This is a genomic window from Nonomuraea guangzhouensis (assembly GCF_019396345.1).
In the GTDB taxonomy this organism is placed as follows: Bacteria; Actinomycetota; Actinomycetes; order Streptosporangiales; family Streptosporangiaceae; genus Nonomuraea; species Nonomuraea guangzhouensis.
In genome coordinates this window covers 91,259-105,000 of sequence record NZ_JAHKRM010000024.1, presented here as the reverse complement: position 1 = coordinate 105,000, position 13,742 = coordinate 91,259, and the positions used below count along the sequence as shown (strand labels likewise).

At 69.6% G+C, this 13,742-nt stretch carries 15 protein-coding genes; 3 read left to right on the top strand and 12 right to left on the bottom strand.

Annotation, left to right across the window (positions count from 1 at the left end):
* Window positions 1-69: 69 nt before the first annotated feature.
* Window positions 70-1,011 (bottom strand): ATP-binding protein, encoded by a 942-nt coding sequence (locus KME78_RS41380; RefSeq protein WP_219534980.1) that lies wholly within the window; start codon window positions 1,009-1,011, stop codon window positions 70-72.
* Between the two features lie 69 nt (window positions 1,012-1,080).
* On the opposite strand from KME78_RS41380, the gene KME78_RS41375 reads away from it, so the two are divergent.
* Complete coding sequence (locus KME78_RS41375; RefSeq protein ID WP_219534979.1) at window positions 1,081-1,650, top strand: tetratricopeptide repeat protein; 570 nt, start codon at window positions 1,081-1,083, stop codon at window positions 1,648-1,650.
* Here KME78_RS41375 and KME78_RS41370 read toward each other — a convergent pair.
* From KME78_RS41370 to KME78_RS41355, 4 genes are all read right to left on the bottom strand, one after another.
* Entirely contained in the window at window positions 1,620-2,015 is a 396-nt protein-coding gene (locus KME78_RS41370; protein WP_219534978.1) for an RrF2 family transcriptional regulator, read from the bottom strand. The genes KME78_RS41375 and KME78_RS41370 overlap by 31 nt on opposite strands.
* A complete protein-coding gene (locus KME78_RS41365; protein WP_219534977.1) occupies window positions 2,015-2,869 on the bottom strand; it encodes an ABC transporter permease in 855 nt (284 codons plus the stop codon). Before KME78_RS41365 ends, KME78_RS41370 begins: the two co-directional genes overlap by 1 nt.
* Before the next feature lie 92 nt (window positions 2,870-2,961).
* Entirely contained in the window at window positions 2,962-3,765 is an 804-nt protein-coding gene (locus KME78_RS41360) for an ABC transporter ATP-binding protein (protein ID WP_219534976.1), read from the bottom strand.
* Between the two features lie 5 nt (window positions 3,766-3,770).
* Window positions 3,771-4,808 (bottom strand): ABC transporter substrate-binding protein, encoded by a 1,038-nt coding sequence (locus tag KME78_RS41355; protein ID WP_219534975.1) that lies wholly within the window; start codon window positions 4,806-4,808, stop codon window positions 3,771-3,773.
* 105 nt (window positions 4,809-4,913) lie between these two features.
* Between KME78_RS41355 and KME78_RS41350 the strand changes: the two genes are divergently transcribed.
* On the top strand, window positions 4,914-5,642 hold the full coding sequence (locus KME78_RS41350; protein ID WP_219534974.1) for an SAM-dependent methyltransferase: 729 nt from the start codon (window positions 4,914-4,916) through the stop codon (window positions 5,640-5,642).
* Here the strand turns inward: KME78_RS41350 and KME78_RS41345 are convergent.
* The gene (locus KME78_RS41345; RefSeq protein ID WP_219534973.1) at window positions 5,639-7,006 is read right to left on the bottom strand and encodes an LCP family protein; all 1,368 of its coding nucleotides are present in this window, start codon (window positions 7,004-7,006) and stop codon (window positions 5,639-5,641) included. The genes KME78_RS41350 and KME78_RS41345 overlap by 4 nt on opposite strands.
* Window positions 7,007-7,133: 127 nt before the next feature.
* On the opposite strand from KME78_RS41345, the gene KME78_RS41340 reads away from it, so the two are divergent.
* A complete protein-coding gene (locus KME78_RS41340) occupies window positions 7,134-7,997 on the top strand; it encodes a class I SAM-dependent methyltransferase (protein WP_308127330.1) in 864 nt (287 codons plus the stop codon).
* Here KME78_RS41340 and KME78_RS41335 read toward each other — a convergent pair.
* The 6 genes from KME78_RS41335 to KME78_RS41310 all read right to left on the bottom strand — a co-directional run bounded on the left by KME78_RS41335 (window position 7,952) and on the right by KME78_RS41310 (window position 13,621).
* The gene (locus tag KME78_RS41335; protein ID WP_219534971.1) at window positions 7,952-8,836 is read right to left on the bottom strand and encodes an NAD-dependent epimerase/dehydratase family protein; all 885 of its coding nucleotides are present in this window, start codon (window positions 8,834-8,836) and stop codon (window positions 7,952-7,954) included. The two genes, KME78_RS41340 and KME78_RS41335, sit on opposite strands and share 46 nt — an antisense overlap.
* The gene (locus KME78_RS41330) at window positions 8,833-9,990 is read right to left on the bottom strand and encodes a cytochrome P450 (protein ID WP_219534970.1); all 1,158 of its coding nucleotides are present in this window, start codon (window positions 9,988-9,990) and stop codon (window positions 8,833-8,835) included. Before KME78_RS41330 ends, KME78_RS41335 begins: the two co-directional genes overlap by 4 nt.
* Window positions 9,991-10,007: 17 nt before the next feature.
* On the bottom strand, window positions 10,008-10,958 hold the full coding sequence (locus tag KME78_RS41325; RefSeq protein ID WP_219534969.1) for a 3-oxoacyl-ACP synthase III family protein: 951 nt from the start codon (window positions 10,956-10,958) through the stop codon (window positions 10,008-10,010).
* A 49-nt stretch (window positions 10,959-11,007) separates the two neighbouring features.
* A complete protein-coding gene (locus KME78_RS41320; protein WP_219534968.1) occupies window positions 11,008-11,574 on the bottom strand; it encodes a thymidylate synthase family protein in 567 nt (188 codons plus the stop codon).
* Window positions 11,575-11,625: 51 nt separating this feature from the next.
* On the bottom strand, window positions 11,626-12,297 hold the full coding sequence (locus tag KME78_RS41315) for a hypothetical protein (RefSeq protein ID WP_219534967.1): 672 nt from the start codon (window positions 12,295-12,297) through the stop codon (window positions 11,626-11,628).
* 124 nt (window positions 12,298-12,421) lie between these two features.
* A complete protein-coding gene (locus KME78_RS41310; protein WP_219534966.1) occupies window positions 12,422-13,621 on the bottom strand; it encodes a hypothetical protein in 1,200 nt (399 codons plus the stop codon).
* Between the last annotated feature and the right edge of the window lie 121 nt (window positions 13,622-13,742).

Below are 13,742 nucleotides of genomic sequence, written 5' to 3'. Positions count from 1 at the left end.
CTCTCAACGGGGATTGATTCGAACGCTAGGTGGACTCGGTGGGGGCTTCCAGACGACCGAAGGGGACAGTCATGTGGTCGGGCAGCCGCCGTAGACGAACTCCGGGTCGATCTGGTCGGCCAGGTCGAGGCCGGTCTTGGCGTTGGCCCAGGACCGGGCATTGCGCAGGTGGAACTCCTCGGCCTGGCGGCCGAATCGGACCCAGTCCTTGGTCTGCGCGTCGAGGTGTTTGAGCAGCATGGCCAGCGCGTCGGTGTTGGCGGGCTCCAGGTCGTCGAGGGCGAAGCGGCGGCCCTGCTCCATGGCGCGGACGGCGGAGGAGTGGTCCATCCAGGTGAGCAGGTCGTCGCCCACCTGGTCGTGCAGGAAGTCGACGTCGGACTGGCCGTGCACCTTGTTGCCGATCACGGCGAGTGGCACGTCGTGATCGGCGGCGTAGTCGCGATATTGCCGGTAGACGCTGACGCCCTGCCTGGTCGGCTCCGCGACGAGGAACGTCAGGTCGAAGCGGGTGAACAGCCCCGAGGCGAACGAGTCGGCCCCGGCCGTCATGTCGACCACCACGTATTCGCCCGGGCCGTCCACCAGGTGGTTGAGCAGCAGCTCGACGGCTCCGACCTTGGAGTGGTAGCAGGCCACGCCCAGGTCGTCCGCGCTGAAGGGGCCGGTCACCATCAGCCGCATGCCCTCGCTCGTGGTGACCGCGAACTCGCTGGTCGCCAGGTCCTTGAAGCTGAGCAGCCGGGAGCCCCGGCCCGGCGGGGTCGTCTTGACCATGGCCTGGGCCGAGAGGATGCGCGGGTTGTCGCCGCGCAGCAGCTCCTTGATCTCGGTGAGCCGGGAGCCCAGCGGTTCCGGCGGCTCCTCGACCCCGAGCACCAGGGCCAGGTGCTGGTTGATGTCGGCGTCCACGGCCACGACCGGGCCGCCCTGGCTCGCCACGTATCTCGCGAACAGCGCCGACATCGTCGTCTTGCCGCTGCCGCCTTTCCCGACGAACGCCACCCTCACGAGCACCCTCCTGATGATTATGAAAACCGTTACCGTTTCAGGTCACGCTCATCATGGCACACTGAGCGCGTGCGTGACGATGAATTGGCGCCGGCCGTGGGGCTGCGCGAGGAATTGGCGCAGGCTGTGGGCGTGCGCGAGGAACTGGCGTCGGCCGTGGGCGTGCGCGAGGAGCTGGCGCGGGCCGTGGGGCTGCGTGAGGCGGGCGAGCGGGACGAGGCCCGCGAGCTCCTGGTCGCTCTGGCGGCGCGGCATCCCGAGGACGCCGAGGTGGCCTATCAGGCCGCGTGGGTGCACGACGCGCTCGGCCTGGAGGCCGAGGCGGTGCCGTTCTACGTACGCGCGCTGGCGGGTGACGGGCTGAGCGCCGAGGACCGGCTGGGCGCCTTCCTCGGGCTGGGCAGCACCTACCGGGTGCTGGGGCGGGTCGCGGAGTCGCTGGAGACGTTCGAGCGGGGGCTGGCGGAGTTCCCCGGCGACGCGGGGCTGCGGACGTTCAACGCCATGGCGCTCTACAACGCGGGCCGGGCGCGCGAGGCCGTCAGTACGCTGCTCACGGTCGTCGCCGAGTCAGACCGGGCGGGTGGCTACGTCAGGGCCATCTCCTACTACGCCGAGAACCTGGACGAGACGATCTGAGCGAAGGTGACCTCGGTCAGCAGTCGTTCCTCGTGCTCACGCAGCGCGCTCCAGACGTCGGCCAAGGGCCCCGCGACACCTGGATAGCCACCGTGCGCCGGATATTCGGGTTTGCCCTCGATGACGGCGATCACGTCGGCGAGCGTGATGTCCTCCGCCGGGCGCGCCAGCCAGTAGCCGCCGTCGGGGCCGCGCAGGCTGTGGATAAGCCCGGCCCGTCTGAGCTGCAGCAGGATGTTGTCGAGGAAGCGGCGCGGGATGTTCTGGGCCACGGCGATGCGTTCGGCCGGCACCGGCCCCGGCGGTGCGGCGGCTAATTCGCTGACCGCCCGCAGCGCGTAATCGGTTCGCGCGGAGACCCGCATCACACCGGATTAAGGCCCCAGCGCCGCCGCAAGGCGCTGTCGGCCGCCTCGAACAACATGTCGATCACTATACCGATCACCAGGATCACGATCATCGTGCCGATCAGTCCCGGCGAGTCGGACAGTTCCCGCGAGATCGCCAGCTGCTCGCCGAGCGACGACTGATAAGCGATGATCACCAGCAGCTCACCGGCCATCAGCGAGCGCCAGGCGAACGCCCACCCCTGCTTCAGCCCCGCCAGGAACGACGGCAGCGACGCGGGCAGGATCACATGCCGGTAGAGCTGCAACCGCCGGAACCCGAGCACGTGCCCGGCCCGCAGGAGCAGCGGCGGCGTGTAGTCGACGCCGGTGATCAGGCCGTTGGCGATCGACGGCGCGGCGCCCAGGATCACCACGAACGTGATGGCGCTCTCGGTCAGCCCGAACAGCAGGATCGCGAACGGGAACCAGGCGATCGACGGCATGGTCTGCAGGCCGGTGATCAGCGCGCCGAAGGCGGCCCGCAGCACCTTCACCCGCGACACGGCCGCACCGACGACCAGTCCGACGAGCACGGCCAGCGCGAAGCCGGTGACGGCCCGGCGCATGGTGGTCCCCACGGCCTGGTAGAACTCGGGGTCGCCGAGGCGGTGCCCGAGGTCCTGGAACGTGGTGATCGGCCCGGCGAAGACGTACTCGGGCCAGCGACCGCTCAGCACGACCAGCTGCCAGGCGACCAGCACCAGCGCGATCGCGGTCAGCATCGGCCAGACCCGCGCCCAGACGCGGGACGCTATCCCGGCGCGCTGGTCACCGGCCAGCTCCAGCGCGTCGAGCCCGGCGATCTGCCGCGCGTGCGTGTCAACGGCCATCACTCGCCTCCTTGCCTTGAGCGGCCCTGTCCTGCGCGGCCCTGTTCTGAGCGGCCCTGTTCTGAGCAGCCCGGCCTTGAGCGGTCCAGCCTTCAGTGGCCATGGCGCAGGACCTCTTCCTTCAGCCGGTCGGTGATCTTCGCGGCCAGCTCGGCGACCTCGGCGGAGTCGGTGCGGCGGGGCCGGGCCAGCTCGACGGGGAACTCCTCGACCACCTTGCCGGGCCGGCTGCTGAGCAGCACGACCTTGTCGCCGAGCCGTACGGCCTCGCGGACGTTGTGCGTGACGAACAGGACGGACAGCGCCCGCTCCCGCCAGATGCGTTCGAGCTCGTCGTGCAGCAGGTCGCGGGTCATCGCGTCGAGTGCCCCGAACGGCTCGTCCATCAGCAGCACCGCGCCCCCTTCGTCCTCCGCAGATGAGGAGGACGACGAGGAGGACTGGGCGAGCGCGCGGGCCAGGGCGACGCGCTGGCGCATGCCGCCGGACAGCTCGTGCGGGCGCTTCTTCCCGAACCCGCCCAGGTGCACGAGGTCGAGGAACTCCGCCGCCCTGGTCCGACGCTCGTGCTTGGACAGGCCCTCAGCGCGGAAGGCCATCTCGACGTTGGCCGAGACCGTGAGCCACGGGAACAGCGCCGGCTCCTGGAACATCATCGCGACCTGCCGCCCGACCGTGGAGATCTCCCCCTGCGTCGGCTTGTCGAGCCCGGCGACCAGCGAGAGCAGCGTGCTCTTGCCGCAGCCGGAGGCACCCAGGAGGCAGACGAACTCGCCGGGCCGTACCGACAGCGAGACCTTGTCGAGGGCGAGCAGTCCGTTGCCACCGTGACCGTAGACCTTGGAGACGGCCTCCAGCCGGACCGCCGTCGTGCGATCGACCAACTGCGTCGTCATGTGCGTCACCTGTCCGAAATCGACTGCTGGCCCTGCGCGGCCAGCACCTCGTTGAGTGGCTTCAGGTTGTAGATGCCGTTCAGGTCCACGGGCTTGAGCAGCCCGACCTTGACGGCGTGGTCCGCACTACCGGTGAGTGAGGAGGCGATGGGGTCGTTCGTGAAGGTGATGTTCTTGAACGCGCTCGCCAGCACCTCGGGCTTGAGCGGCTTCTGGGTGAGCTTCTGGATCGCGGTGTTGACGGTCTGCGCGGCCGCGGCGGGGTCGTCGTTGAGGTACTTGGTGGCCTCGACGTGCGCTTCGAGCAGCTTCTTGAGCAGGTCGGGGTTGGCCTTGGCCCAGTCCTGCCGGACGATCAGGTGGGTGATCACGAACTGCTTGTTCGGCCACAGGTCACGCTCGTCCTGCAGGATCTTGCCCTTGCTCTCGATGACCAGGCGGCTGGCGAACGGCTCGGGCACCCAGGCGCCGTCGATGTCGCCCGTCGCGAAGGTCTGCAGCGTCTGCGCGTTCTCCTGGGGCACGATGTGGACGTCGCCGCCGCCCTTGGTGTCGGTCTTGAGCCCCTTGCTGTCCAGCCAGTAGCGCAGTGCCACGTCCTGGGTGTTGCCGAGCTGCGGCGTGGCGATCTTCTTGCCCTTGAGGTCGGCGGGGGAGTTGATCCCTTGCTTGACGACCAGGTAGACGCCGCCGGACGCGGCGCCGGCGACGATGTTGATGGCCTTGCCCTTGGACTTCTCCCAGGCGTTGATCGCCGGGTTCGGGCCGATGTAGGTGGCGTCGATGGCGCCGGAGAAGACCGCCTCGATCGCGGCGGGGCCGGCGTTGAACGTGCTGGTCTTCACCGGTACGCCGAGGTGCTTGGCGTAGAAGCCCTTCTCGACGCCGACCAGGGCGGTGGCGTGGGTGATGTTCGGGAAGTAGCCGAGGCGCAGTTCCTTGGCGGCGCCGTCGCCGGCGGGAGACGCGCTGCTCCCGCAGGCCGCCGCGAGCGCGGTGAGTGCGGTTGCGGCCAGAGCGGCGAGCACCCTGCGAGCGTTCATGCTCTACTCCCTATTTCCTACTTAATAAGTCGGCTATGTGCATATGAAACCCCCCCAATCCCTACACGTCAAGTTGGTATAGGGGGATAACTAGGATCTGTCCATATGGAGAGACAGCTGATCAGCCACCTCGCGCACGCCGACCACCCGATCGCCTCCCCGATCAGCGAGGCGAACCTGACCCGCCTGCTGCGCCGCGCCAAGCTGGCGAGCGGCGCGCGGATCCTGGACCTGGGCTGCGGTGCGGCGTTCTGGAGCGTCCGGCTCCTGGAGTTGTACGGCGACGCCACAGCCGATGGTGTGGACCTGTCCGACGCGGGTTTCGCCGACGCCCGCCGGATGGCGGCCGAGGCCGGGGTGGCGGACCGGCTGACCCTGCATCACGGGTCCGCGACGGACTTCACCTCGGCCGAGCCGTACGACCTGGTGCTCTGTGTCGGTGCCACGCACGCGTTCGGCGGGCTGACGCCGTCGATGGAGGCGATCGGCGGACTGCTCGCTCCCGGTGGGCTGGCGCTGGTGGGCGAGGGGTTCTGGGAGCGGCCCCCGGGCAGGGAGATCGAGGCGGAGATCGGCGAGTACGCGGACCTGCCGGGCACTGTGGCGCAGGCCGAGTCGAGCGGGTACCACACCGTGTACGCCCACGTCAGCGAGCGGGGAGAGTGGTACGACTACGAGTGGTCGTGGACCGGGTCGCTCATCGACTGGGCGCTGCGGCACCCCGGCGACGACGGCGACGCCGCGATGGCCGCCGCGCTGGAGCACCGGAAGATGTGGCTCGACGGTTACCGTGACCTGCTCGGGTTCGTGACGCTGCTGCTCAGGCGCGGCTAACGGCAGGCGGAGTCGAGGGCGATCGGGGTCTCGGGGCTCGGCGTCTGCGGGGTGGCGTGCGGGGGTGTGGTGCTCGGGCCGTGGTCGGCCAGGGCCCGGGTGACCTCGCGCCGGATCAGGCTCCAGTCGGGGTAGACCGTGTTGATCAGCGGCGGTACGAAGCTCAAGCTTTTGATCTTGTTGGCCTTCACCCGCTGCGCCAGCTCGACCAGGTCGGGCAGCACGTTCTGCGGGATGTCGGTGGAGATGGCGCGCTTCGTCGCCACGGCCAGCTTCTCGAAGCTGTTCAGCACGGTGACCGGGTCGGCCTGCTTGGCGACGGCGTTGAGCAGGCATTTCTGGCGGCCCATGCGCACGTAGTCGTCGCTGTCCGTACGCGAGCGGCCGAACCAGAGGGCGTCCGCCCCGGAGAGCTTGCGGGTGCCAGGGCGCAGCAGGCCCTCGCGGTACTTGCCGTAGACGATCGGCTCCTTGATCGTGACCGTCACGCCGCCCATCGCGTCGATGATCTGCGCGAAGCCCTTCATGTCGACCATGGTGTAGTAGGTGATGGGGATGCCGAGGATGCCGCTGATGGTCTTCTTGAGCAGGGTCGGGCCGCGCTGCCCCTTGCGTATGCCGGGCTCCATCTCGGGATAGTCCTCGGCGTACTGGAACACCTCGTTGAGCAGGCCGGGAGTCTCCGGGCCCGCGCCCGTGAAGCCGTCCGGGAAGCGCTCTCTGGGCGGACCTTCCGGCAGACGCACCCGCTGCAGGTTGCGCGGCAGGCCGAGCAGGATCGTCGCGCCGGTGGCGACGTCGACGCTGGCCACAGTCATGCTGTCGGTGCGCACCCCGGGCCGGCCGGGGGCGGCGTCGGCGCCGAGGAGCAGGAGGTTGATCCGCTTCGCGCCGTCCCATGGATCCTGGGACACGACGGGCGAGACGTTCGCGGTGAACAGGCTGTTGACCACGTCACGCGACACGTAGGTCACGCGGGCCGCGTAGATGGCCGGGGTCAGGATGAGCGCGCACAGGGCGATGGTCAGCGCGCTGGTCACCGCGCGGCCCACGCGGTTCACGGGCGCCGGGCGTACCAGCATGTACGACCAGATGACCACCCCCGTCCAGATGATCGCGATCGTGGCGATCATGATCGCGAAGGCGGTGAGCCAGGCGGGCTGGACGGCCAGCGGGAGCAGCTTGCTGCCGAACACGGTGATCACGGTGAGGATCATGGCGAGCATCACCACGTGCGCCACCATGAGGGCGAGGCCGGTCTTCCGGCGGTCGGCGGCCAGGTGGGCCACCCCCCACAGCAGGGTTGACGCGAGGGTGAGGATGATGCTGAAGCCAAGCCCATAACCCCGTGTTCTGACTGTCATCCCTGGTAGGCCCCCCTGTTCTACGAATTACTCCCAAGGCTAGTAACGGGTTCCACGCGGGGTATTTGCGGAAAAGGCAGTGTCACGGCAAGTTTCGGTGAAGTCCATCTTGCGATATAACGTGAGTGTGAAGCGCGGTAGCTATGGATTCGACGCGCCATGGGCCCTTGCCGGACTCTTCTTCGGGGCAGTGGTCCTGCTGGTGCTGGCAGCGGTCTCGTTCATCTCCGACGTCCCGGCGGCGGCGATCGCGTTCCTGCTCGGCGCGGTCTACACGCTGGCCAGCGCGGTCAGCTATCTCTACACGACCCGGCGGGGGAAGTTCGCTGTCTGGGGCGAGGAGCTCGGCCGGATCGAGGGCGGTGAGCAGGTTCTCGACCTCGGCTGCGGGCGCGGGGCGGTGCTGCTGCTCGCGGCCCAGCGGCTGCGCGAGGGCCGGGCCACCGGCATCGACCTGTGGCGCGGCGTGGATCAGTCGGGCAACGCCGAGGGCGTCACCAGGGCCAACGCCGAGGCCGAAGGGGTGTCGGATCGGGTCGATCTGGTCACGGGTGACATGCGGGAGCTGCCGTTCGACGACGGCCGGTTCGACGTGATCGTGTCCAGCCTGGCCATGCACAACATCCCGACTGTGGAAGGACGCGAGCAGGCCGTCAAGGAGGCGCATCGGGTGCTGCGTCCGGGCGGGCTGATGCTGATCGCCGATTTCCAGCACACGCCCCAGTACGAGACCGTGCTGCGCGAGCTCGGCGTGGTCGATGTGCGCAGGCGCGACCTGGGGTGGCGGTTCTGGTACGGCGGGCCGTGGTTCAAGTCGGAGATGCTGGAGGCGCGCAAGCCGCGCCCGAACGGCGGCGACCCGCGCTCGGCCGGCGCCAAGGCGGTCGCCGACGGCAGTGAGGCTCCTCCGGTCGACGGTGAGGTGCTCCCAGACGGCGATCGGTCTCACCAGGACGCGGCGCCCGCGAAAGACGTCGGCGAGGGCGTGTAGCCGAGGCATTCGCGGGCCGCGGTGATGTCCAGGGTGCGCTCGACGGCCAGGTGGCCGACGGCGTAGCGGGTCAGGCGCGGCTCGCGGGTGAGCGTCTCGGAGATCGCCGCCAGGCCGTGGGCGAGCCGCCGGGGCAGGTAGAGCGGGGTCGCGTCGATGCCCTTCTCCCGCAGTACGGCACGGAGCGCGTCGTCCAGGACCACCGGCTCGGCGTCGGTGACGTTGTAGGTGCCGAGAGGGCCCGTGACGGCCAGCAGGCAGGCCTGGGCGAGGTTGGCCACCGAGGTCAGGCTGACGCGCTGCCGCCCGTCGCCGACCGCGACCAGCCGGCGGCCCCTGACCGACCGCAGCACGCGGGGGAGCAGCGTGGTGTCGCCGGGACCGTAGACGGCGTGCGGGCGCAGGATCACCGCCCGCCCCTCGACCAGCCGCTCGGCCGCCGCCTTGGACGCGCCGTAGGCGTTGACGTACCGGCTGACCGGGGCCTCGTGCTCTCGGGCCATGATCGTGGGCCGGCGCGGGTCGTACACGCTGGCCGTGCTGACGTGCACGAACCGGGCGCCGGGGAAGGCGGCCATGGCGTTCCGGGTCCCGTCGAGGTTGGCCCGCCAGATCCCGGCCGGCGGGCCCCAGTCGGTGACGCTCCCCGCGCAGTGGATCAGCGCGTCGAGGTCGAGGTCCGGGCGGTCGCGGCCGGTCAGGTCCCAGGTGAGGTACGGCACGCCGGGGATCCGCGTGGGCCTGCGCCCGAAGCCGTACACCTGCCAGCCCCTGGCCACGGCCGCCCGGCAGACCGCGCCACCCACGAAACCGGACGCCCCGGTGACCCCGACCCTCATACGGCCCTGATCAGCAGCCGCTCGTAGGTCGGGATGAGCACACCCCTGGCGGCCCGTCGCGCCACCACCCTGACCGGGCGGGCGAGCACGACCCGGGCCACCGCGCGGATCTCGGCCAGCGCCAGCGGGTAGCCGATGCAGAAGTGCGGCCCGGCGCCGAACCACAGGCGGCGCAGCTCGGGTGGATGCGGCCGGGACGGATCGAACGGTCCGTACGCGCGGGCGCAGTTGTGCGTGACGATCACCACGCGGTCGCCGGGCCTGGCCAGGACCCCGCCCAGGCGTACGGGCTCGGCGACGGAACGCAGCATCACCGGGGTCGGTGTGGTGACCCGCATGGCCTCCTCGATCGCCAGATCCAGGTCGGCGCCGAAGGCGTCGTGATCGTGCAGCAACGCGACCAGCCGGGGCACGAACGTGGCGACCGTCTCCGTGCCGGTCAGGAAGAACGCCCCGGCCGCGCCACGGGCCTCCGCCGCCGACAGCCCGAGCTCGCGCATCCGGCCCATCACCGTGGCGGGATCCCCCGCGTCGTAGGCGGCCTGCGCGATGTCGCCGATCCCGTCGAGCACCTCGTGGGCCACGGTGAGCTGGCGGGGGTTCAGCCCCCTGGTGCGCAGCGAGACCATCGACACCACCCGCTCCCCATCGGCGAACAGCCGCCTGGCCCTGGCCGCCGGCACCTCGCCCAGGCCGACGACCCGGCAGATCACCGCTCCGGCCAGCAGGCGCATCTCGTCCACCAGGTCCACCGTGTCGCCGTTCGCCAGTCGTACGCGGAGATCGTCCAGCGGGGCGGCGAGCACGTCGGAGACCAGCGTGGCGACGGACGACGGCGTGAACAGCGGGGCCAGCTTGGCGCGGAGCGCCGCGTGCGGCTCGCCCTCCATGTTGAGCAGCACCGACGGACCGAGCACGGGCGTCCACAGGTCACCGGGTGAGCCGGGGCCGTCCTTCCGGAAGCGGCCGTCCATGAGCACGCGCCGGGCGAGTGCCGCGTCGTTGACCACCACGCCAAGCCCCGGCACTCGCACCACCGCGCCCAGCCGGGCCAGCAGACGCATCAGCGGGTAGGCGAAGGGGTGGGCGGCGAGGTAGAGGCGGGTTTCGTGGCGTCCCCGCCGCCGGTCGTGTCGCTCGTGTCGGCGGTTCATGGGGCTGTTGATGTCGTTCACAGGTCCGCCAGCATGACGCCCAGGCTGATGCCGCCGCCGAGGCCGAGCAGCGCCACGCGGTCGCCCTCGCGGGCGTGCGCGAGTTGGAGCGGGAGTGTGGCCGACGCGCAGTTGCCGTGGTCGGGCAGTGTGATCACCAGCCGGTCCTCGGGGAGGTCCAGCGCCTGGGACAGGACCTTCAGGTACGGCAACGCCACCTGGTGGACCGCGATCACGGCGAAGTCGTCCCAGGTCAGGCCGGTGCGTTTCAGGGCGTTGAGGAAGAGGTCGGGGCCGATGAGCTCGAACGCCTCCTTCAGCCTGCGGCCGTCGCCACGGAAGTAGGAGTAGTCGGGGTCGCGCGGGTGCATGGAGCCGCCGCCAGGAAGGGTACCGATGACCCACGCACTACTATCAGCCGAAAAATCGCGATAAAAGATGCCGCGCGTGGGGTCGGCCTCCACGAGCACCGCCGCGCCCGCGTCCGACAGCGTGTACCCCGCGAACGCGTCCACGAACTGCGCCCGATCCCTGACCTCCCAGCGGATCGCCCGCGAGGGCGTCTCGCCCGAGCACACCAGCACCCTGCGGTACGACCCCGAGACGATCAGACCCTCGGCCACCTGGATCCCGTTGAGCAGGCTGTTGCAGGCGTTCTTGACGTCGAACACCGGGCACGACAAACCGAGCTTGGCGGCCACGATGTGCGCGGTCGCGGGCTCGACCAGGTCCTGCGAGGCCGAGGCGAAGATCAGCAGATCGACGTCGGCCGCCAACTCCTTGGCGGCCTCGACGGCCAGGTCCGAGGCCTGCTGGTCGTCGGAGGCCACATGGCGGCGCCTGATGCCGGTCATCCGCTCGACGATGCCGCGCGGCGGGTGGTAGCCCCGGATGCGTCGCTCGACCTCGTCGCTGGTCAGCGTGCCTGGGGGGAGGTACGTGGAAATCCTGGTGATGCGGGCCTTCATCTGCCGCAACCTAGCGGGTCGCCCTTGCAGAACGTTTGCCAGCCGTTCATCAGTGATGCGGAGACGGTGCGGGCCGCATGACGCGCAGCACCTGGGTGCTGTCGGCGAGATACAGGTGCGGAACGTCCACGAACACCCGCATCGGACCGGTGCCCAGCCCCAGCCGTCCCGCCATCCCGGCCTGGACGTCCGCGAGCGGCAGGTAGTTCAGGTAGCTGGTGAAGGCGTTCTGCGACCGGAACGTGGCGGTCATGACCAGCGCGTCCTGCCTGATCCTGAAGGCCAGTCCGATCAGGCAGGGCACCGAGTCGTACGGTTCGCCAGGGGTGGTCAGCGAGATCCAGGCGCTCTTGCTGTACGGCTTGGCCCGCAGCAGGTCGGCCGCCCATTGGAGCTGGCCCTTGATCCTGGCGCCGTAGCTGTACTTGAACGGCGGCACGATCGTGTCCTGGCTGAACTTCCTGCGGTACAGCGCCAGCCGGTCCGTGTCGCCGTACCTCTCGATGATGGGGTCGTTCCCACTCGTGACCGCGATCTCGAACAGCACGGACGGCGCCTCGATGACGGGACCCCGGTCATCGTCGGCGAGCGCCCCCGCCGTCCAGACATGGCGCATCAGCCATATCCACGCCTCCCCACATGACGCCCAAAGTGTTGGGCCCGGCATTCACGTCTCCATATTCGGGAATTCGTAGGGATTGTTCGGGAGCCGGCGCCGCCTGCTGACGTTGCAGCGCACATAGTAAACGGAGTAGTGGATGAGAGCCACCAGCGTGATGCCGCTCAGCAGTATGAGCAGGTTCGGATCCTGCCCGCCGAGGCCGCTGACACCCACTGTCAGGTACGTCGAGTTGACGATCGCCAGCATCATCACGTTGATCCCCGGCCAGGCCAGAGGGGCGTACGTCTCGGGAAAGCGCGGATCGACCGGCAGATTCGGCGACCAGTTGAGCTCGTCCTTGAGCCGGCCCGCGTACAGCAGCCGGAAGTTGTTGATCGCCCTGGCCGTCCTGGCGTGCGCGTTGACCGCCTCGATGAGCCGCAGGAACGGCAGCACGCTGAGCAGTCCGAACGCCGCCACCAGGGCGAACAGGTACCACGGCACCCGGTGCCACTCCGTCAGGTCCTGCGGGTCGACGACCTTCGCGCTGGTGAGCGCGATCGCGGCCAGGAACGGTCCAGACAAGAGGCTCATCGCGAGCCGTGTCATCTTCAGGCGCTCTTCCTTGGCGGCCAGGTGGACCGCGTACACGCCGTTGAAGTCGATCGCGGCGAGTTGGAGGAAGTGGTTTGACTCCAGCCTTGACTCCGGAGCCATGCGTGGGGGTGTCTTCCGCATGATCGTGCTCCTGTGGGACCAGCTTCCCCAAGTATGAGCACACTGTTCCCGGATTTGACAGGATTTCTACCAATCATTCCAACAAATTGGTATGGGTGGTCGGCTGATCTTTAAGCGAACTAGATCATTTGGGGAGGCAGCTGATCCAAAGGGCGGGGTAAGCCAGCGGGCGAAACAACGGTGTCATCACCTCTGGGGGATAGACCTTGTACAAGCACGCCATTACCGCGCTAGCGCTGACCGCCTCCGGCCTGCTGCTGAGCGCAGGACCCGCGGTTGCCGACGACGAGTTCGACAGCAGCGGCTTCACCTTCTTCCCGGTCGATGCGATCGGGACGCAGGACTTCAAGGCAACGGGCCACTTCTTCTTCGCCGACTCGAACAGCGTCCGCGCCGGCAGTTTCAGCATCAGCCGCTCCAGCGTGAGCAGCGTCCGCTCCAGTGCGAGCAACTCCAGTGTGAGCAGCGTCCGCGCCATCCCCGAGGCCGGCGCTGGCACCGCGACCTCTGCCTGCCCGGCGGCGACGGCCGCTGTCCGTCCGGCCACCGTCTGTCCCGACGCCTGGACCGCTGCCCGCCCGGAGGCCCTGACGGCCGTCCGCCCAGAGGCCCCGGCTTCTCCCTGCTCCGCCGCCGCCCCGACGATCGTCCGCCCGATCGCCCAGGTCTCCGCCTGCCCGGCGGCCACGACCGCGGTCCGTCCCTCGGCCACGGCGGTTGTCCGTCCCTCGGCCACAGTGCTTGTCCGTCCTGCGACCACGGTGATGGTCCACTCGACGGTGACGGCGATGATCCATCCGACGCTCACGGCGGTCATCAGCCCCACGGTGACGGCGGCTGTCCGTCCCACGGCCATGGTCGGTGTCCATCCGACGGTGACGGCGGCTGTGCGTCCCACGGCCATGGTCGGTGTCCGTCCAACGGTGACGGCGGCTGTGCGTCCGACGGCCATGGTGGATGTCCGCCCGACGCTCACGGCGGTCATCAACCCCTCGGTGACAGCGGTTGTCCGCCCGACGGTGACGGCGGCTGTCCATCCGACGGCCACGGTGGCCGTCCGGCCAAGGGTGACGGCGGTTGCCCGTCCGAGGGTGTCGAATGCCGTCCGTCCGGCGGTCGCGACCGATGCCTGCCCCGCGGCCTCGACGGATGTCCGTTCGATGGCCCCCGCCGCGGCCTGCCCGTCTCCGGCCGCCGCGACCGCCGTCCGGCCGGTGGCCCCGGCCGCTGCCTGCCCGGCCGCTTCGGTGGCGGCGGCTCCGGCGGCTGCCTGCCCGGCCCAGCCGACCGTTGTCCGCCCGGCCGAGCCGAAGAGTGACTGCATCGACCCCACGACCGTCAGCAGCCTCGAGCGGCAGCGCACGCCGTCTCAGGCCTACACCTGGGACAGCGGCTGGCGAGGGTCCATCCACGGATACGCACGCGGCTGGTGGCAGGGCGGTTCC